Origin of the sequence: Thiomicrorhabdus indica (genome assembly GCF_004293625.1) — a bacterium.
Classification (GTDB): Bacteria; Pseudomonadota; Gammaproteobacteria; order Thiomicrospirales; family Thiomicrospiraceae; genus Thiomicrorhabdus; species Thiomicrorhabdus indica.
The window spans coordinates 1,589,100-1,608,625 of sequence record NZ_CP033040.1 but is presented as its reverse complement, the minus strand read 5'-3'; the positions used below and the strand labels follow the sequence as shown (position 1 = coordinate 1,608,625).

The following is a 19,526-nucleotide window of genomic DNA, read 5'->3' as shown; positions in this document are numbered from 1 at the left end:
GAGAAGTGTTATGAGAGAAAGAGACGATATGACTTTTCCGTTTTCGGAATATATGCGCCGTTTGGGAGAGTTGCGTGAGCGAATGAAAGAGCGGCTGCTGGATGCGGTTATCATTTCGGATGCTGAAAATATCCTGTACCTAACCGATTACCAGACCACCGGTTATTCATTTTTTCAAGCCCTTGTGGTGCCGCTTGAGGGTGAACCATTCATGGTGACTCGTAAGCTTGAAGAGTCAAACGTGATTCATCGGACTTGGGTCGAAGTGACTCGTCCCTACCCGGACACCGGTGATGCCATTCAGATGTTAATTAGCTCCTTGGTGGAATTTGGTCTCGCTGGCGGTACCATTGGCTATGAGCGTAATTCTTATTATTTCAATGCCTATCATCAAGATGTCTTCCGCACTTCTTTTGTCAGAAGTCGTTTAATGGACTGTTTTGGGATTGTCGAGCAGAGTCGAATTTGCAAATCAGACTATGAGCTTGAGGTTATGAAAAAAGCGGCCATCGCCACCAAAGCTGGGATGAAAGCCGGTTTGGATGCGGTGCAAGCAGGGGTGACGGAAAATGAAATCGGTGGTGCGATCAGTCAGGCGATGTTTTCCGCCGGCGGGGAAATTCCTTCGGTCATGCCTTATGTGACCTCCGGGCCGAGAACGATGATTGGGCACGCTTCTTTTGAGGGTAGAGTGGTTAAGCCAGGTGAACATGTATTTATCGAGGTGGCAGGTTCATACCGTAAATACCATACAGCAATGATGCGTACGGCCGTTTGTGGTGAACTAAGCGACAGTATGTATCAAGCGCAAGAGGTTATGAAAAAAGCTTTGAGTTGGCTGAAGAACGAGCTGCGACCTGGAGTGACGGTTTCCGATGTCGACCGAATGGTACGTTCCATTTTGCATGAAAACAAAGTGGGGGCGCGTTTGATTACGCGTTCTGGCTATTCCATCGGCATTGCTTTCCCCCCTTCATGGGACGAGGGATATATTTTGAGCTTGACCCAAGGTCAGTCGGATATTTTGAAGCCCGGGATGACATTCCATATTATTCCTTGGCTTTGGGGAGTGGATGGTGACAAGACCTGTGGTATTTCAGATACCTTTTACATTACCGAAGATGGCTGTGGATCTTTTTTTGATGACTTTGATCGCGATTTTGTGGTTAAGCCTACTCAAACTCAGGTCAATGAAAAAACTCTTAAAACGGTTGAGGGCATGAGTGCAGAAGATGACCGGAAGTCGAAAGCGATCCAGACGTCCGCCAAAACCAAGTCAAAGTCAGGAGGTTAAGATGCTAATTGCAACCAATCCAACGACTGGTGAGTCGATTCACGCCTATCCACCCATGGATGAAAATGAGTTATCCCAAGCTATTGAGCGTTCACAAGAGGTGTTTCAGTCCTGGAAAACTACCGGTTTTGCTCAGCGTGCGGCAATGTTGAAAAAAGTCGCAGAGTTGATGCGCGCTGATCGTGAACGTTTGGCTAGATTGATGACGATAGAAATGGGCAAGCCGATTAATGAGTCCTATGGTGAACTGGAAAAGTCAGCGTGGTGTGCCGAACATTACGCAGAATTCGGAGAGCAATATCTATCTCCAGTGGATTTGCCTTCGGATGCGGCTCACAGTTACGTCCAACACCTGCCTTTGGGGTCAATTTTAGGAGTGCTACCTTGGAATGCCCCATTCTGGTTGGCATTTCGTTTTGCTGCGCCAGCTTTGATGGCTGGAAACGTCTGTTTAATGAAGCATGATGAGCATGTGCCAAAATGTGCGATTGCGATTGCCGAGTTATTTGATCAGGCTTGTAACCGTTTAGATTTACCGGCCGGTATTGTTCAAAACCTCCCCATTCATCGAGAGCAAGTGGCGCAAGTCATTAAAAGTGAGGTCGTGCAAGCAGTTTCCTTGACAGGTTCTAGTGCAGCCGGGAGTGCCGTGGCTTCCTTGGCCGCCAGCCAGATTAAACCGGCAGTATTGGAGCTAGGTGGCTCTGACCCAAGTATTGTTTTGGCGGATGCCGATATTTCCAAAGCTGCAGAGACTTTGGCGATCTCTCGTATTATTAATGCGGGGCAGTCTTGTATTGCGGCCAAACGGTTGATTGTTGAAGCGAGTGTGTATGACGAGTTTATTTCAAAACTCAAATCGCATTTAGAGAAGCTGAAGGTTGGCGATCCATCGCTACCGGAAACCCAAGTCGGGCCAATTGCTCGAGAGGACTTAAGGGATGCATTGCACCGTCAAGTGTCCACCACTATTAATCAGGGGGCAAGATGTCTTCTGGGGGGAGAGATGCCAGAAGGGTCGGGTTTCTTTTATCCGGTCACTCTATTGGTTGATGTGACACCTAAAATGCAGGCTTCTTGCGAGGAGACCTTTGGGCCTATTGCAGTGGTAATGAAAGCGGATTCTGCCCAAGAGGCGTTAGAGATTGCCAATGATACCCCTTATGGTTTAGCCGCTTCCATCTGGACATCGGATACCCAAAAGGGAATCGAGATGGCGAATCAAATTGAAGCCGGACAAGTGGCAATCAATGGCATAGTGAAAACCGATCCAAGATTGCCCAGTGGCGGTATTAAGCGATCGGGGTATGGTCGCGAGTTGGGGCCACACGGTATTTTGGAGTTTGTCAATGTCCAGCAAGTTTGGATAGGTGCCTGAAACAATACTGATGTCATCAATTAATCTCTAAGTGAAATACACGGCCAGCCTTGTTGTTGGCCGTATGTCACCAGTTTTTCATCTCCGTCGACCACCACCGGATGATCAACGATTTTCAACAGTGGCAGGTCATTGTGAGAATCTGAGTAAAAATAGCTACCTTCAAGTGTTTTATTATTTTCTTTTAACCATTCATTTAAACGCACGACCTTGCCTTCCTGGAAGGTTGGTGTACCAGCCACTTCACCCGTATATCGGCCATCGATGATTTCACCTTCTGTTCCCAACAAAGTTTCAATTCCATAGCGTCGTCCAATCGGGCGAGTGATAAAGGTATTAGTGGCAGTAATAATCATGAGTTCATCACCGGCATCCTTGTGCTTTTGGACTAATTCAAGTGCTTTGGGAAGTACAATCGGTTCGATAAATTCGGCCATAAATTCCTGATGCCATTTTTCCAGTGTGTCTGAGGTGTGTTCACTCAGAGGCTTGAGGGCAAATCGTTGATACGCATAGATGTCCAAGGTGCCGGCTTTGTAATCTTCATAAAACTGGGCATTGGTCGCTGCAAACTCTTTGGCATCCACATAGCCTTTTTGCACTAAAAACTCGCCCCACAAATAATCACTGTCGTTGCTAATCAGTGTGTTGTCTAAGTCAAAAATTGCTAAGGCCATGGAGAAACTCGCTCATCTAATAAAATTGCAGTCATCCTAGCGAAAACAGGGCTTTTGTCAATTTGATCATGCATAAAAAGCTACCGGCCGGTAGAGATTGAATTGAAAATAGCGAGAGGTTTAAGTCAATTTAAACGATTTATTATCTTGAGAAATGTTCTGGGGTGATTTTTAAATTGAAAAAAAATGGTTTTTTCGGCACTATTAGCCCATTAGAAAATTTTAAATACAGAATTCAATGATAGATGAAAACGGGTATCGTCCAAACGTCGGCATAATAATTGTCAACAAACAAGGTAGGTTGTTCTGGGGAAAACGAGTCAATCAAGAGGCTTGGCAGTTTCCTCAAGGTGGCATTCGAGAGCATGAGACACCACAACAGGCTGCATTTCGCGAATTAAAAGAAGAGGTTGGTCTAGAACCGGCGGATGTTCGAGTTTTAGGTTGCACCAAAGATTGGCTGCACTATGACTTACCGAAACATTTGATTCGGCACTACAGTCAGCCGGTTTGTATCGGTCAAAAACAGATTTGGTTTTTGCTAGGGCTGGAGTCTGATCATGACCGAATTGATTTGACTCGCCACGACACGCCTGAATTTGAAGATTGGCAATGGGTCGAGTATTGGCGGCCGGTTCAAGAAGTGGTTAATTTCAAGCAAGCGGTTTATCAGCAAGCTTTAACTGAACTTGAAGCCGTACTTGAACGATTTTGGCTACCGCAAATTGAGCCTTATGAACAAAGAGTACAGACGGAAGAGTCATAACCAAGAAGCGTTTAAATCTGTCAAAATGATTTCATAAACCCCACTGAAGTGGGGTTTTTACTGTGTATGGAAGGTTTTTTTACCGGCCGGTGAAATGTGAAATGTGAATAAAAAATGGTATGATGCACGCACTTTGTGAATCCGCAAGTGGTCGTTGAAAACCATAACAATTGCATAATCAATAACTTAACCGCCATGGTTAACGAATTAAAATTGATGAATATGCGTTTAATCAGGTGTTTGAAAGCTCAAAATGAAACACCTGTGTGCGAATTCAGCGTTTTGGAAATACTAAGTAGCTGGAACCCGAAACGAAAAAAGTTGTTGGCGATCTTGATATGAACTATCAAGATTGAAGGCCCTTCAGGCTTACCCAGCTCCTGAAGACAAAATTCCAACCCATTGAGGAAAAAATTATTATGAGCGAACAGTTTGTAGATCAAGATCCACAAGAAACTCAAGAGTGGATCGATGCGCTTGAAGCCGTTGTCGAATTTGAAGGAAGTGATAAAGCTCAGCACATCATTGCATCTCTTATCGAAAAAGCCCGTGTCCACGGCATCGATATTCCATATTCTGCGAATACACCGTATATCAACACCATTTCAGTTGAAGAACAAGAAAACTACCCTGGTGATTTAACGCTAGAGCACAAACTTCGTGCACTTCTACGTTGGAATGCGATGGCGATGGTGGCGCGTGCGAATAAAAGCACAAGCGTTGGAGGGCACATTGCTTCTTACGCTTCAAGCTGTACGCTCTATGAAGTGGGGATGAACCACTTTTTCAAAGGACCTAAACATGAATTGGGTCAGGATATGGTTTTCTTCCAAGGCCACACAGCGCCGGGGATGTACTCACGTTCGTTTTTAGAAGGCCGTTTGAATGAAGACCGCTTAAAGAATTTCCGCCAAGAGGTGGATGGTGAAGGACTTTCATCCTACCCACACCCTTGGTTAATGTCGGATTACTGGCAGTTCCCAACCGTTTCAATGGGTCTTGGACCTCTAATGGCTATTTACCAAGCGCGTTTCATGAAATATATGCAAGCGCGTGGTCTAGCACAAACAGACGGTCGTAAAGTCTGGGCATTCTTGGGTGACGGTGAAATGGATGAACCGGAATCTCGTGGTGCGATTCAGTTAGCGAAACGTGAAAAGCTAGATAACCTGATTTTTGTTATCAACTGTAACCTCCAGCGTCTTGACGGTCCGGTTCGTGGTAACGACAGCATCATCCAAGAACTGGAAGGTATGTTCCGTGGTGCTGGTTGGAACGTCATTAAAGTTATCTGGGGTTCTGGTTGGGATCGTCTGTTACAAAAAGATAAAACTGGTAAGTTGGTTGAGCGTATGGGCGAAGTGCCTGACGGTGAATACCAAGCGTATAAAGCGAAAGATGGTAAGTTTGTTCGTGACCACTTCTTTGGTAAGTATCCAGAAACCGCAGAATTAGTAAAAGACATGACTGATGATGAAATCTTCGGTCTAACACGTGGTGGTCACTCGCCACGTAAGATTTACAATGCCTACAAACGTGCGACAGACCACAAAGGTCAACCAAACGTTATCCTTGCGAAAACGGTTAAGGGTTATGGTATGGGTAAATACGGGGAAGCTGCTAACACGGCTCACCAACAAAAGAAATTAGACAAAGAAGGTCTGAAATATTTCCGTGACCGTTTTTCGGTACCGGTTTCAGATGAAGCTTTGGAAAAAGATATTCCTTTCTATCGTCCAGATGAAAATTCTGACCTGATGAAATATATGAAAGCGCGTCGTGAAGAGTTGGGCGGTGATATGCCATCCCGTCACGACAATGCTGAGCCATTGCCAGTACCAGAGCTATCCACTTTCAAGATGCTGACAGATGGTACGGGTGATCGTGAAATGTCGACCACTATGGCATTTGTTCGTATTATTTCTATCTTGCTACGTGACAAAGCGCTTGGACCGCGTGTTGTACCGATTATTCCAGATGAAGCGCGTACATTCGGAATGGAAGGCTTGTTCCGACAAGTGGGTATCTACGATCCGGCTGGTCAGTTATATGAGCCAATGGATAGTGACCAGTTGATGTGGTACAAAGAATCAGCTAACGGTCAGGTGTTTGAAGAAGGGATTAACGAAGCCGGTTCGATGGCGAACTGGGTGGCTGCGGCAACGGCTTATGCCAACTATGGCGTGAGTATGATCCCGTTCTACATCTACTACTCGATGTTCGGTTTCCAACGTATTGGGGATTTGGCTTGGGCGGCCGGTGACTCACGTGCACGTGGTTTCTTAATCGGTGGTACTGCCGGTCGTACGACGCTTGAAGGTGAAGGTCTACAACACCAAGACGGTCATAACTTAATTCAGTTTGACCATGTCCCTAACTGTCTGTCTTATGACCCAACGTTTGCTTATGAGTTGGCGGTAATTATTCGTGACGGTATCAAGCGCATGTTCCACGATAAGGAAGACGTTTATTACTACATCACAGCGATGAACGAAAATTACTCACACCCTGCAATGCCTGAAGGTTCCGAAGAGGGCATCCTAAAAGGTCTTTATAAATTTAAAGATTCAACGGCGAAGCATAAAACAAAAGTTCAGCTAATGGGTTCAGGAACAATTTTCCGTGAAGTCATTGCTGCGGCTGAAATGCTTGAATCTGATTGGGATGTGGCGGCTGATATTTGGGGTGTTCCAAGCTTTAACCTATTGCGTCGTGATGGAATTGAAGTCAAGCGTCAAAATATGCTAAATCCAGAAGCGGAAGCACAAGTGCCTTATGCGACGCAAATGCTAAGTGGTTCAGAAGGACCATTTATTGCTGCAACGGACTATATCCGTGATTATCCTGAGCGTATTCGTCAATATGTTCCTGGTGAATACTATGTATTGGGTACAGACGGCTTTGGTCGTTCTGATACTCGTGAACAGCTTCGTAAGTTCTTTGAAGTGGATCGCTACTACGTTGTGGTGCAAGCACTTAAAGCACTTGCGGATGCTGGCACAATTGAAGCATCGATTGTGACCAAAGCGATTGAGAAATACGAATTGGATACCAACAAGGTTTATCCAATTTATGCTTAAAACGAAGTCGCTCGCATGTTCGTGAGCGGCTTTTTTCATGCTAAGTCAAAACATAGTATTTAAAAATTTACCGGCCGGTATTTATGTTCGAATGGGTGGAAAGTGAATAAAAATTCACCCACTCGGACAAATACCGGCCGGTAAATCAGATAAGGAAAATTCCCATGGCGATTACACAAGTTAATGTCCCAGATATTGGTGATTTCGACTCGGTTGAAGTCATTGAAGTTTTGGTTGCCGAAGGTGATCAAGTTGAAGTGGATGATTCACTCATCACACTCGAATCCGATAAAGCGACGATGGAAATCCCCTCACCGTTCTCAGGAAAAATTACCAAAATTGCAATTTTAGTGGGTGATTCTGTTTCAGAGGGCGACTATCTTCTAGATATTGAAGCGTCTGACGAAGCTGCGGAAGCACCGAAAGAAGCACCAAAAGCAGAAACCGTCTCAACGGCAATGCCAGCACCAACTGAAGCACCGACTTCTTCACCAACGCAAGCACCAGCGGCTGCACAAACCGTTTCTAATGCAAAACCTGTTAATCCACAAGCAATGGGTGCAGCTTTCCACGCCTCTCCATCGGTTCGTGCTTTTGCACGTAAATTGGGTGTCGATCTAACGCACGTTGAAGGGAAAGGGCCGAAAGGTCGTATCCAGCAAACCGATGTTGAAGCAGCAATTAAAGCAGTGATGTCTGGTCAAGCGCCAGCACCGGGTCAAGGTGCAATGTCTGGTTCAGGCATTCCGCCGATTCCGGGTATCGATTTCTCTCAGTTTGGTGACACCACTACCGAAGAGCTTGGACGTATCAAGAAAATTTCTGGTAAGTTCCTGCACGCGAGTTGGTTAAATGTTCCGCATGTCACACAGTTTGACGAGTGCGACATCACGGAAATGGATCAATTCCGTAAAGACCAAAAAGCTGCGGCTGAAAAACAAGGCATTAAGCTAACGCCATTAGTGTTTGTCATGAAAGCGGTTGTCAAAGCCTTGCAAGATTTCCCAAGCTTCAATGCGTCACTCTCTGAAGATGGCCAGTCGATTATTAAAAAACACTACTACAACATCGGTATTGCCGTTGATACGCCAAATGGTTTGGTTGTACCCGTCGTCAAAGATGTCGATAAGAAGGGTATCTACGATCTTTCTCGCGATTTGATGGAAATCTCAGCCAAAGCACGTGACGGTAAATTAGGGCCAAAAGATATGCAGGGTGGTTGCTTTACGATTTCTTCACTCGGTGGAATCGGTGGCACGCAATTTACGCCAATCGTTAATGCTCCAGAAGTGGCAATTATGGGATTGTCAAAAGCGAAAATGCAGCCAGTTTGGAACGGTTCAGAATTTGAGCCACGTTTGGTGATGCCGTTTAGCGTCTCTTATGACCATCGTGCCATTGATGGTGCGGAAGGTGTTCGCTTTACGACCACGGTTGCCAACTATCTTTCTGACCTACGCCAGCTAATTCTATAAGGGTGAATCATGAGTAAGATTGTAGATATTGTTATTCCTGATATTGGTGATTTCGCGGCAGTTGAAGTCATTGAAACGCTTGTTAGCGCTGGCGAAGAGGTGATGCAGGATGATTCACTGCTAACGCTGGAATCGGATAAAGCCACGATGGAAATCCCAGCACCGTTTGCCGGTAAGATTGCAACCTTTACCGCAGAAGTGGGCGATAAAGTCTCTGAAGGTTCTATTATCGGAACCATGGAAATTGCCGACATCGATACGGTTACGGATAACGTTGAGCACAGTGTGGCTGCAACAGCAGCTCCTGCGGAAGAGACACCTCAACCAACGGCTGTTTCAAGTGATGGCATTGAAGCCGATATGAACTGTGAAGTTTTAGTATTGGGCTCCGGTCCAGGTGGTTATACGGCGGCATTCCGCGCGGCAGACCTTGGTAAAAAAGTGGTGATGATTGAGCGCTACGAAAACATCGGTGGTGTTTGTCTAAACGTCGGTTGTATCCCGTCAAAAGCATTGTTGCACATGTCAGTGGTACTGAACGAAACCCGTGAAATGGGCGCACACGGCATTACTTTCGCCGAGCCAGAAATCGACGTCAATAAAATGCGTGCCTACAAAGATTCGGTGATTGGAAAATTAACCGGCGGGTTAGCAGGGCTAGCCAAAGCGCGTAAAGTGGAAGTGGTTCACGGTTACGGAAAATTCAGTTCAAGTAACACGGTCGAAGTTGAAGCGGCTGATGGTTCTAAGAAAACCATCGCGTTTGAAAAAGCGATTATTGCCGCCGGTTCTCGGGTAATCAAATTGCCGTTTATTCCTCATGACGACCCTCGTGTGATGGACTCGACCGACGCGCTGGAATTGGAAGAAGTTCCAAACCGTATGCTGGTCATCGGTGGCGGAATTATCGGTTTGGAAATGGCGCAAGTTTACGATTCACTGGGTGCGAATATTACAGTGGTCGAATTAGGCGATACCATTATTCCGGGTGCTGACAAAGATATTTCCAAGCCATTGCTTAAACGCATTAAAAAGAAATATGAAAACATCTACCTAAACTCGAAAGTGACCAATGTGGAAGCCAAAGAGGAAGGGTTAGAAGTAACGTTTGAAGGCAAAAATTGCCCAGAGAAAGATACCTTTGATCGTATTCTAGTTGCGGTTGGTCGCTCGCCAAATGGTAAATTGATCGATGCGGAAAAAGCCGGTGTTGCAGTGAACGACTGGGGCTTTATCGAAGTCGATGAACGTCAAAAAACCAATGTGGATCACATCTATGCAATCGGTGATATCGTTGGTCAGCCAATGCTTGCGCACAAAGCGGTACATGAAGGTAAAGTTGCGGCAGAAGTGATTTCTGGCATGAACTCAGCCTTTACACCAATGGGCATTCCATCAGTTGCCTATACTGATCCAGAAGTGGCTTGGGCAGGTAAAACCGAAGACGAACTAAAAGCTGAAGGCATTGAATACGAAAAAGGTGCATTCCCGTGGGCAGCATCTGGCCGTAGCTTAAGTTTAGGTCGTGACGAAGGTCTAACCAAAGCCTTGTTCTGTGCCAAAACTCATCGTCTATTGGGTTGCGGTATTGTCGGTCCAAACGCCGGTGAACTGGTTGCCGAAGCCATGCTAGCCATCGAAATGGGTGCAGATATGCAAGACATTGGTCTGACCATTCACCCACATCCAACGCTAAGTGAAACACTTTGTTTCGCAGCGGAGATGGCGGAAGGGACGATAACAGACCTAATGCCACCCAAGAAGAAAAAATAAGTTTAAACCTACTGCGAACCGCTTAGGCGTTGTTAAAAATTCTCTCAAGATGCTCATTTACTATTTGTAAACTCCGCTCTTTCAAGAATTTTTGCCTAGCCTAAGCGGTTCTCATCACGGTTTAATTCTTATTTTGCGAAATAATTTGGGTTGCGTCTAAAACACCCAATTTCTTTGTTGGGAAAATAATTGCATGTTGCTACAGCATCTTCAACATTTCCCCACCTCGTATTTGACTGTTTTATCTCCCTATTTGATATTTGAAGAAACCAGCCTCAGTGCTGGTTTTTTAATTCATAAATTAAAATATAGAATAAGATAATGTTTGTGTTGTTATTTGAGCAATTGATTATTGAAAGGTTAGATTATGAAAAATTTTAAAATGGATTTTGTTCATTGGCTGATGCTGATAGTCATTTTAATGACTGTAGAAGGTTTTGTTTTTTACGTCTCGTTTGAGAATTCAAATAGTGGTTCTGCATTAGGTTATGTTTCTTTTGCAGGAACAATAACTTCAATAATCTTAGCAGTGTTAGCAATTATTTATGGATTTGTACAAAGTGGAAGCCAAGACCGTAAATCAGAAGCTATATCTGAACAAATGGGAATGATTAAAGAAGTGGTTGATTCATTAAAAAAATCAGGTAATTCTTTAGGTTCCGACGTCGCAAAATTGGAACAATTAACTATCAAGATAGACGATCTTAAAGACAGCTCGATTAATACTAATCAACTCTTACAGGAGATGAAAGGAAAGCACAATTTAAAAGCATATGAATCTAGAGAATTAAATCAAGGTAATAATCCATATGACTTTTTCTTAATTAAAGCATTGTTGTATTTTATTAAGAAGTCACAAAGTGAAGAAATGAATAATTCTGCTTTTCTTCAATCACTTTTCATTGAATACAATAGCTCCTTAGGTAAATTTCAAGACAAGCCTTTTGGAAAAATTTATAGTTTAGCGGGTGGAACTTCGCTATGGATATTCTTGATTCATTATTTGAATTTTAATAAGGTGATTAATATAGACAATGACAATATAGTGCTTTTGAATTCGACTTCCCTTGAGCATGAACCGCATGACAAGCAAAAATTAGATGGAATTTACGACATAAAAATAGTTGAGTTTCAACGTAATAATAAAGAGAATGAATTTAGTGATTAAAAATTAAAGTTTTATTTATTGTCTCGCTCCCACTCTCCTGAGAGAGAATGCATGTATCTGTAAATATGAAACCCAATTAGATTTTGAATTATGAATCCAGAAAACTTAAAAAAGCTTGTTGAAGTGACGATGCCTTTTGGCAAATATAAGGGGCGTGTGATTGCTGATTTGCCGGGAAATTATCTCAACTGGTTTGCGGCTAAGGGCTTTCCTGAGGGGAGTTTGGGCCAGTTGTTGTCTTTGATGCATGAGTTAGATCACAATGGTTTAAAGTATTTGCTTGAACCTTTGAGAAAGAATAACTGAAATTCAACTAAATAGCGTTCAATAATTTTTTAAGCCTGCAGTTGCAGGTTTTTTTGTATTTAGCGTTTGTTGATTGTCATTGTTTTCTTTTCTTACAGCGGTTAAATCAAAATCTTTTCACTAAATAGCGACACCAGTAAACAGGTTATATTTGGTGTGAGTATCTATGTCGGTAGGGGAGTTAATAAATTATGCAACAGCTTCCTATTCAGGGTTTCTATAAACATCAATTGACGAGCTTTCTCCGTTGGAGAAAGCGAAGCTATCACCTTTAATTTCACCAAATTATCTAATCTTGCATTTTATGGTTTCGACATTTCGGTGATCTTGCTTTTTCATTCATTTTGTCTATTTTTGCGCTACTGAAAACCACTTTGTAGATATCGTCTCTGTAAATCAATGGAGCCAGGTTCAATTTATTACCGTAGGTTATTTTGTAACCCTCCCATAAAATAGGGGCATGTTAAATTAGAGTTCTCCGGCTTATACTGAGCAAAATGGAGAGCACTATGAAGAAGTCACGCTTTAGCGAAACACAAATTCTCAAAATCCTGAAAGAAGTCGAAGCCGGACGGCTAGTTAAAGAAGTGTGTCGAGATTACGGCATATCCGATGCGACTTACTATAACTGGAAAGCCAAATACGGCGGTATGGAAGTATCGGATGTGAAGCGTCTGAAAGAACTTGAAGAGGATAATCGTCGCCTCAAGCAGATGTTCGCTGAACTTAGTTTGGACCACAAGATACTCAAGGACATCGTTGAAAAAAAGCTGTAAAGCCAGCAATTCGACGTGAACAGGTTGATTATGCCAGACAAGCCTTTGGCACCAGTATTCGGCGAGCCTGTCGCATTGTTGGTATTAGTGACTCTGTTTACCGTTACAAGCCGGATAAACGTAAAGACGAGCCCGTTATTCAAGCATTACAGGAAGCCGTTGAACGTTAACCGGCTTACGGTTTTGACAAACTGTTTAAGGTCATGAAACGACAAGGGTATGTATGGAATCACAAACGCGTCTATCGTCTGTATTGCGAACTCACACTGAACAAACGCAGACGAGGTAAAAAACGATTACCAACGCCGAATCCAGAGCCTTTAAGTGTTCCATTGGCAGCCAATCAATGTTGGTCAATGGATTTTATGAGCGATAGCTTGCAATGCGGGCGTCGCTTTCGAACGTTTAACGTAGTGGATGATTTTAACCGTGAAGCTCTAGCTATCGAAGTAGGTCTCAGCTTGCCAGCGTTAAGGGTGACTCGGGTATTGGAGCGTATTGCGGCTTGGCGCGGTTACCCGGACAAAATTCGAATGGATAACGGCCCTGAACTTATCTCAACGGTTCTTGCAGATTGGACTGAAGTGAATTACATTCAGTTGGAATCCATTAAACTAGGGAAGCCAACTCAAAATTCTTATGTTGAACGATTCAATCGAACGTATCGGGATGAGATCCTCAATATGTACTTGTTCAGGACGCTGAATGAAGTTCGGGAAATCACTGATAACTGGGTAAGGGAATATAACGAAGAACGACCTCATGATTCGCTTGGTGATTTAACGCCTTGGGAATATCTGGCCAAATACAACCCGCTTGAAAACTCTAAATTAGAGTGCCACTAAAAGTGGGAGGTTTACAATCTTCTCAAGGTGGATTCTTTAACACCTATATTAGAAACAACTATGACTATAACAAAATTGAAGAGTATTAAGATAGATGCGCTGCACTATAAGCACACCATAAATTTTATTATATTGATTGTTTTAGTTTTAATTCTATTTACAGGTATCCTTGAGCCTCATTTAGAAAAAATAGATGATTGTGTGAAACCAATAACTATTCAAGCTAGAGACTTACAAATAAAAACAGGAACCGATTCTTTTTATTACCATAGTTCCCTAAGTAATCTAAGTTCTTATGATTCAAATATGGCAATTGAAAGGAATATTGACGGATATATTTACCCAGGCAGACTTACCATAGCTGACGATGAAATGAGTGTTGATGAAAAGATCGTCTTATCAGGTCATCTTTACATCAGAAAACCAAGTGTTTTAGAAATACTATTTAATAAAACTAGAAAACAAAGATTTTTGGAAATTACTACCAAAAAGGGAAAATATTTACTCTTAATAGAACGATTTAAACGGCCAGCTTTTCAGTTGTGTAATGCTGCAATGTAATTATTGTTTACTGAAATAATTACATTAATTTAATGTGTTAAGTAGTATTTTCGTGATCAATATGAATAAAATCAATAAGCTTGAACTAAATTGATTTTTTGTATTTAGGGTTTTTAAATGGGATCCAGACGGTAATTGGGGCAGTTGTTGGCATTGATGCATGAGTTAGATCACAATGGTTTAAAGTATTTGCTTGAGCCTTTGAGAAAAAAAGAATCTTGAAGGTCACGTCTTAGTTTTAAAATCTAAATAATATTTGAAGCTTATTAGTGGAAATCTCATGAAATTTGCAACACCAAAACCTTTTTCACAATCGAGTGAAGAGAATAAAACTGTTATTTTTGAGTCGATTCATCCGTATTTAGCGAATAAATCTTCGGTGTTAGAGATTGCGAGTGGAACAGGGCAGCATGCTGTGTATTTTTCTAGTCAGTTGCCGCATTTGACTTGGCAAACTTCCGATTTAATCGAGTCACATTCTGGCATTTGTCAGTGGTTGGATGAGGCGGATTTGCCAAATATTCACCGGCCGGTAGAGTTAAATGTTTCTGAATCCGTGTGGCCTGATTGCAAATATGATGCGGTATTCAGTGCGAATAGCTTTCATATTATGAGTCAGCAAAATGTGGTCGATTTTTTTGCCAATATTGCAGGTGTGTTGCAAGAGGGCGCACATGTTTTGATTTATGGGCCCTTTAACTACAACAATGCGTTTACCTCTGAGAGTAATGCAAATTTTGATGTTTGGTTAAAGCAGCGCAATCCACAAAGTAGCATTAAAGATTTTGAGTGGTGTCATCAATTAGCAATGGATGCTGGACTGATACTTGAAAATGATATTGAAATGCCAGTCAATAATCGGATTTTGGTTTGGTCAAAATCTGAGTAAATGAATAGAGTTTGCAATGGTTTCAAATCTGAAACGATTGTCACTTCTGTTTGAGTGTTTATCGCAGGTGATAATTTAGAATGGAAACTGGCACAGTTTTACGTACCGGGAACTCTTCAAATTCTTGGCGCTCGATAATGTGACCTAAAAGGCTTTCGATCATACAGAGGTTTTTAAAGTCGTCTTTGGAAACCAGTGAAACCGCTTCTCCCGATTTTCCAGCTCGACCGGTACGACCAATGCGATGGATATATTCTTCCGGAGGGAAGGGCAAATCGTAGTTGACCACTCGTTCGAGATTGGTCATATCTAAACCTCGAGCCGCAACACTGGTTGCCACCAGAAATTGTAATTCCCCTTTTTTAAAGGCATTCCAAACTTTTTCACGTTGTGCTTGTGACCGGCCGGCATGAATTGAGTCCGCCGTTATTCCGCGTTTTCCAAGCTGCTCGACGAGTTTGGCAGCGGAGTGTTTTTTCTCGACGAAAATCAGTGCTTGTTTCCAGTTTTGTTCTTTAATTAAAAAGCTCAGAAGTGAGGATTTTGTGTCTTTGTCGACCGTGACCAGCCATTGTGAAATATTGCTGGCAGCTTTATTTTGGGGTGTTAAGTCTATTTCGATGGCATCGTTATAAACGGTCTCAGCTAGGTAGCGAATATCCGAATCTAATGTGGCGGAAAATAACATGCTTTGACGTGAAGCCGGCAGTCGTTCAATGATTTTGTTTAAATCCTCGATAAATCCCATATCAAGCATTCGATCTGCTTCATCGATAACAAAAAACTCAAGGTCATTGAAGAACACAGCGCGTTGATAAGCCATATCCAGTAATCGTCCGGGCGTTGCAACCAAAAGATCAATTCCTTTAGCCAGTTCGCTTTTATTGTCTTCAATATTGGTTCCACCATAAATTGCCAGTGAACTGATTGTTAGATGACGTCCATACTGTTGCACATTGGCCAGAACTTGCATGGCCAATTCTCGAGTTGGCACGAGAATTAAGGCTCGAATCGAGCGACCACGAAGCGTTTGCCCTTTTTCAATTTTTTGTTCGATTTTATGCAGAATTGGCAAAACAAAACTTGCCGTTTTACCGGAACCCGTTTGAGCGGATGCAATGATGTCTTCGTCTTTTAAGATGTGAGGAATCACTTTGGCTTGGATTTCCGTTGGCTTTTCATAGCCGGATTCTGAAAGTGCTTGAAGAATAGGGGCGGATAATCCAAGTTTGGCAAATGACATAGGTGTCTCACTGCTTGAGGTTGAATAAAATTGAATCGCTATTATTCCATATTGGATTTCAACATTGAGTTTTTTAGAGAGGTTGGTAGTTCTTAAAACTGAGAAATTAATGGTGAATGTCAATAATTGGGATTAGGTGGACTCGTTCCCTGGTATTCAAGAATATTCGGGTCAGAGTAAAATTGAATTTTCAACTTTTTTATATGCATAAAAAATTAAATGAATACTAATTAAGGTGGTTAAGGTTGTTGTACTGCGATAAAAATGGAACCGCTTGATGTTGTCGTGGCTTTCGATGGGTAACCATGAAAACGTATAAAGCGTTTAACTCTGTCACAATAACTATTCTCGGTTGAATAACCATAACCTTATCTACGCAAAATAATGCGAATTTCATCTGGTAAAAGATTTTTATTTTTAATATCATGCAGGAATGTATTTGGTTTTGGTCAATGTTGTCTCGTAATGTAAGGGAACCTGTCTATGTGAAAGGTTTAATCAAATATGAAGTAAATAATGCCTGAAAATACGCTATAAATTTAAAAAGCCCCAATCAATCCGGCACTGAGTTTTACTTTTTATTGAGCAACGATCAAAGTGTGCTGGGCATTAAATGATTTCGATATCCAAGAAACTTTAGGATGATTATGAATGAACATGAACTGTCTTTTTTCACCAATATAACCCGCAAGTTGCCTGAAAAAAGTCTTGAACAACTAAAACAATTGATAGATACCTATGATTATGAAGAGGGTGAGACTTTTATAAATGCTCTATTTTACGCATTGGTGTCGCTGAATCCCGAAGAGCATTGGTTGTTGATGCAATTGGACGTTAAGGGGTTGGATGAGCTGGTTTGGCAAGCAAATGCTATGGCTCGTACTCACGAGTTGACGCCAGAATTTACCTTGGATGGTGAAGATTCTGTTGAGGAGGGGTTGCAGGCTTTTAACGACTGGTTATATCTGAAGCAATTTGTCTTCCTACAATACAATGATTGTAGCGATTCTTATTATGGTTTTATCTCTCGAAAAAACCAATCTAAAAGAATAATCGAATCAGCTGCAAATGCAGGTATTACTCTTGCAGCTATGCCCGCCAGACCCAAGCTCAGTGGTGATTTTATTTTTACCCGGACAAAACGTTCGCCAGCCACCATGAAAAACAGCGTCATCAAGCAATTGACAGAGCGCGCTAAGAAAAAAGAATATCGGGCTATTATGTATATCGCGATGACAGACTGCGAGCCCTGTCAGGCGTTTGAACGGCTATTGGATCATCCTGTTCTGAATGAAGCGTTAAAACATACCAGTATCTTCAGAGTGGACGCTTTACATTGGCTTAATTATATAAATCAGCAAGGCCTTGATCCGAAAGTCGCGCCTACCTTTATTGCTTTCACAAAAGAAGGTGAAATATCTGAAAATATGTCACTTAAAGACTCGCTTTGGAAAGAAGATACAGCCCGACAGATGGCAAGTTTTTTTAAACGCTTTCTTGCTGATGAAAGAAATGATGTACCGCTTAGGCTTTCCCGAGAGGAGCGCTGCAAGACACTACAGTATGCGCTTTTAAACCAAGATCTAGCTGAGATTCGCCGCTTAATCGAGGTTGATCAGTGTGATTGCGATACTCTGATTTGCTACGGGAAAACGGTTCTTCATTATGCCGCTGAATGGGATCAAACAGAAAGCAGCTTACAGTTAATGGCGTTTCTGTTAGAGAGATGCAGTCTTCTGGATGCACGGAGGGATAGTCAAGGGTACACAGCTCTGTATTCAGCGATAAGAAGTTTTAATCAGCAGGCTGCCATTCAACTGATTCAAAAAGGCGCCAGTGTTCAACTAGGAGACGAGGCTGGAAAAACACCGCTTCACGAAGCTACTCGCAATGCAGACAGATTTACCGATGAATTATTTGAGCTGTTAATAGAAAAAGGAGCCAATGTTAATGCTCAGGATAAAAAGGGCGACACACCTTTGCATGAGGCGACTTCTTTTGGACAACGGCTCGCACCATACATGCTTGATAAAGGTGCAGATCCGAACTTGCAGAACAATCATGGTGATAGTCCTTTACATCGTGCCGCTCGGTTTTTTAATCGCGATAAAGCGCATGCACTCATTCGTCTCTATCTAAAATATGGCGGTGACCTGAATCTAAAAAATATAAAAGGCCAAGCTGTCCGTGAACTGATAGTTGAAAAAGACGGTCCCGAGGTTTTGGAAATGTTTCTCTCCGAGATCAAATAAGACCCCCAGATTTGTGAGCTTCACGTGAGGTCGTTATCTATTATTTATGCTTTTATCGAAACGAGGCAGGTTTTGCTCTGTTATCTAAAGTTTGGTTTTCAGCTTTAAGACATTGATCAATGTATTGATTACAACAATAACGACCTGAGTAGCTAGAGTGTTCGATTTATCGGGGAAGAAGATCTCGCGCAAAAGCGCTCGAGGTTTGTTAGACGTTAGCTAGTTATTGTTATTATTTTTAAAAAAGGAATTCATAAGTATGAGTAACGCTATTCACGATGCTATTTTTGAAGGCGATATAGATCACGTCAGGGCCATTTTAAATAGCGGTATAAATATTGAAACTAAAAATTGTGATGGTGACACTCCTTTTCTAACTTGTTGTGCATATAGACCTCTTCCTGAGGTGATAAATTTACTCATTGACTATGGCGCTGATATAAACGCGCGTAATATGAAGGGGGAAACTTCCTTATCTATAGCAGTGAATAAAAAGAAAGGAGCTTTAATTGATATTCTTCTTAAAAATAAGGCTGAAATTAATGTTGTTAGTAACGATGGTGAAACACCTCTATTCCGAGCCATTTATAAGAGTCAATTAGAGTTGGCTAAAGAACTGTTAGGGCGAGGAGCTGATCCTACACTTAACCCGAGCGATCCAAAAAACGGGACTGCATTGCTTTGGGCGGCTGGCTCAGGTGATCTTGAGCTTGTAAAGATGTTAGTAAATTATGGTGCAGACATTAACTCACCTGGTGTATTACATTCCGCGATTAAACATATCCATATTGTAAAGTATTTAATTAATGAAGGAGTGGACCTTAATAACAAAGGGGCATGGGGTTCTACTGCTTTGCATATGGCTGCGTATAAATGTGAAAAAGATATTGTTGAGCTGCTTATTAATAATGGTGCAGATGTAGGTGTAAAGGATGATAATGACGGCCAAACTCCTGGCGAATGGGCTCTTGAGGGGGAGTGCAAGTGTGAAATTATAAGGGAACTTTTGAATAAAAAAATCAGCTAACAATGCACTTTTTTAT

The 19,526-nt window shown here is 42.2% G+C and carries 14 protein-coding genes and 2 pseudogenes; 14 read left to right on the top strand and 2 right to left on the bottom strand.

The genetic code is table 11. The annotated features are described in order from the left end of the window. Positions 1-10: 10 nt before the first annotated feature. Both doeA and D9T12_RS06895 read left to right on the top strand, forming a co-directional pair. A complete protein-coding gene (gene doeA, locus D9T12_RS06900) occupies positions 11-1,294 on the top strand; it encodes an ectoine hydrolase (protein ID WP_130537483.1) in 1,284 nt (427 codons plus the stop codon). 1 nt (position 1,295) lies between these two features. Beyond that, complete coding sequence (locus tag D9T12_RS06895) at positions 1,296-2,672, top strand: NAD-dependent succinate-semialdehyde dehydrogenase (protein WP_130537482.1); 1,377 nt, start codon at positions 1,296-1,298, stop codon at positions 2,670-2,672. Between the two features lie 20 nt (positions 2,673-2,692). On the opposite strand, the gene D9T12_RS06890 is transcribed toward D9T12_RS06895, so the two are convergent. Next, entirely contained in the window at positions 2,693-3,349 is a 657-nt protein-coding gene (locus tag D9T12_RS06890) for a histidinol-phosphatase (protein ID WP_130537481.1), read from the bottom strand. A 238-nt stretch (positions 3,350-3,587) separates the two neighbouring features. Here D9T12_RS06890 and D9T12_RS06885 point away from each other — a divergent pair, with 238 nt between their 5' ends. The 10 genes and pseudogenes from D9T12_RS06885 to D9T12_RS06840 all read left to right on the top strand — a co-directional run bounded on the left by D9T12_RS06885 (position 3,588) and on the right by D9T12_RS06840 (position 14,988). Next, positions 3,588-4,115: an RNA pyrophosphohydrolase gene (locus D9T12_RS06885; protein ID WP_130537480.1), complete on the top strand. Its 528-nt coding sequence runs from the start codon at positions 3,588-3,590 to the stop codon at positions 4,113-4,115. Positions 4,116-4,534: 419 nt separating this feature from the next. Next, a complete protein-coding gene (gene aceE / locus D9T12_RS06880; RefSeq protein WP_130537479.1) occupies positions 4,535-7,195 on the top strand; it encodes a pyruvate dehydrogenase (acetyl-transferring), homodimeric type in 2,661 nt (886 codons plus the stop codon). Between the two features lie 125 nt (positions 7,196-7,320). Beyond that, positions 7,321-8,670, top strand: a pseudogene (gene aceF / locus D9T12_RS06875) (dihydrolipoyllysine-residue acetyltransferase); the annotation flags it as partial. A gap of 9 nt (positions 8,671-8,679) precedes the next feature. Continuing rightward, on the top strand, positions 8,680-10,443 hold the full coding sequence (gene lpdA / locus D9T12_RS06870; protein WP_130537477.1) for a dihydrolipoyl dehydrogenase: 1,764 nt from the start codon (positions 8,680-8,682) through the stop codon (positions 10,441-10,443). 367 nt (positions 10,444-10,810) lie between these two features. Then, positions 10,811-11,611 (top strand): hypothetical protein, encoded by an 801-nt coding sequence (locus D9T12_RS06865; RefSeq protein WP_130537476.1) that lies wholly within the window; start codon positions 10,811-10,813, stop codon positions 11,609-11,611. A 90-nt stretch (positions 11,612-11,701) separates the two neighbouring features. Then, entirely contained in the window at positions 11,702-11,917 is a 216-nt protein-coding gene (locus D9T12_RS06860; RefSeq protein ID WP_130537475.1) for a DUF3820 family protein, read from the top strand. 509 nt (positions 11,918-12,426) lie between these two features. Continuing rightward, positions 12,427-13,538 (top strand): annotated as a pseudogene (locus D9T12_RS06855) (IS3 family transposase). Positions 13,539-13,598: 60 nt separating this feature from the next. Further along, complete coding sequence (locus tag D9T12_RS06850; protein WP_130537474.1) at positions 13,599-14,099, top strand: hypothetical protein; 501 nt, start codon at positions 13,599-13,601, stop codon at positions 14,097-14,099. A gap of 135 nt (positions 14,100-14,234) precedes the next feature. After that, complete coding sequence (locus D9T12_RS12555) at positions 14,235-14,321, top strand: putative quorum-sensing-regulated virulence factor (RefSeq protein ID WP_420824246.1); 87 nt, start codon at positions 14,235-14,237, stop codon at positions 14,319-14,321. Between the two features lie 58 nt (positions 14,322-14,379). Beyond that, positions 14,380-14,988, top strand: coding sequence for a DUF938 domain-containing protein (locus D9T12_RS06840; RefSeq protein ID WP_130537473.1), 609 nt, complete (start codon positions 14,380-14,382; stop codon positions 14,986-14,988). A 58-nt stretch (positions 14,989-15,046) separates the two neighbouring features. On the opposite strand, the gene D9T12_RS06835 is transcribed toward D9T12_RS06840, so the two are convergent. After that, positions 15,047-16,231, bottom strand: coding sequence for a DEAD/DEAH box helicase (locus D9T12_RS06835; protein WP_130537472.1), 1,185 nt, complete (start codon positions 16,229-16,231; stop codon positions 15,047-15,049). Positions 16,232-16,878: 647 nt separating this feature from the next. On the opposite strand from D9T12_RS06835, the gene D9T12_RS06830 reads away from it, so the two are divergent. Together D9T12_RS06830 and D9T12_RS06825 are read left to right on the top strand one after the other, a co-directional pair. Continuing rightward, on the top strand, positions 16,879-18,483 hold the full coding sequence (locus D9T12_RS06830) for an ankyrin repeat domain-containing protein (protein ID WP_165395054.1): 1,605 nt from the start codon (positions 16,879-16,881) through the stop codon (positions 18,481-18,483). Positions 18,484-18,742: 259 nt separating this feature from the next. Next, positions 18,743-19,510 carry an ankyrin repeat domain-containing protein gene (locus D9T12_RS06825; protein ID WP_130537470.1) on the top strand — a complete coding sequence of 256 codons (768 nt, stop codon included), beginning with the start codon at positions 18,743-18,745 and terminating at the stop codon, positions 19,508-19,510. The last annotated feature ends 16 nt before the right edge of the window (positions 19,511-19,526 follow it).

Bases quoted from the DNA above. Each gene is read 5' to 3' on its own strand.
- D9T12_RS06840 (WP_130537473.1), top strand. From the start codon at position 14,380: ATGAAATTTGCAACACCAAAACCTTTTTCACAATCGAGTGAAGAGAAT.
- D9T12_RS06865 (WP_130537476.1), top strand. From the start codon at position 10,811: ATGAAAAATTTTAAAATGGATTTTGTTCATTGGCTGATGCTGATAGTC.
- D9T12_RS06890 (WP_130537481.1), bottom strand. From the start codon at position 3,349: ATGGCCTTAGCAATTTTTGACTTAGACAACACACTGATTAGCAACGAC.
- D9T12_RS06885 (WP_130537480.1), top strand. From the start codon at position 3,588: ATGATAGATGAAAACGGGTATCGTCCAAACGTCGGCATAATAATTGTC.
- lpdA (WP_130537477.1), top strand. From the start codon at position 8,680: ATGAGTAAGATTGTAGATATTGTTATTCCTGATATTGGTGATTTCGCG.
- D9T12_RS06835 (WP_130537472.1), bottom strand. From the start codon at position 16,231: ATGTCATTTGCCAAACTTGGATTATCCGCCCCTATTCTTCAAGCACTT.
- D9T12_RS06850 (WP_130537474.1), top strand. From the start codon at position 13,599: ATGACTATAACAAAATTGAAGAGTATTAAGATAGATGCGCTGCACTAT.
- D9T12_RS06895 (WP_130537482.1), top strand. From the start codon at position 1,296: ATGCTAATTGCAACCAATCCAACGACTGGTGAGTCGATTCACGCCTAT.
- doeA (WP_130537483.1), top strand. From the start codon at position 11: ATGAGAGAAAGAGACGATATGACTTTTCCGTTTTCGGAATATATGCGC.
- D9T12_RS06860 (WP_130537475.1), top strand. From the start codon at position 11,702: ATGAATCCAGAAAACTTAAAAAAGCTTGTTGAAGTGACGATGCCTTTT.
- aceE (WP_130537479.1), top strand. From the start codon at position 4,535: ATGAGCGAACAGTTTGTAGATCAAGATCCACAAGAAACTCAAGAGTGG.
- D9T12_RS06830 (WP_165395054.1), top strand. From the start codon at position 16,879: ATGAATGAACATGAACTGTCTTTTTTCACCAATATAACCCGCAAGTTG.
- D9T12_RS06825 (WP_130537470.1), top strand. From the start codon at position 18,743: ATGAGTAACGCTATTCACGATGCTATTTTTGAAGGCGATATAGATCAC.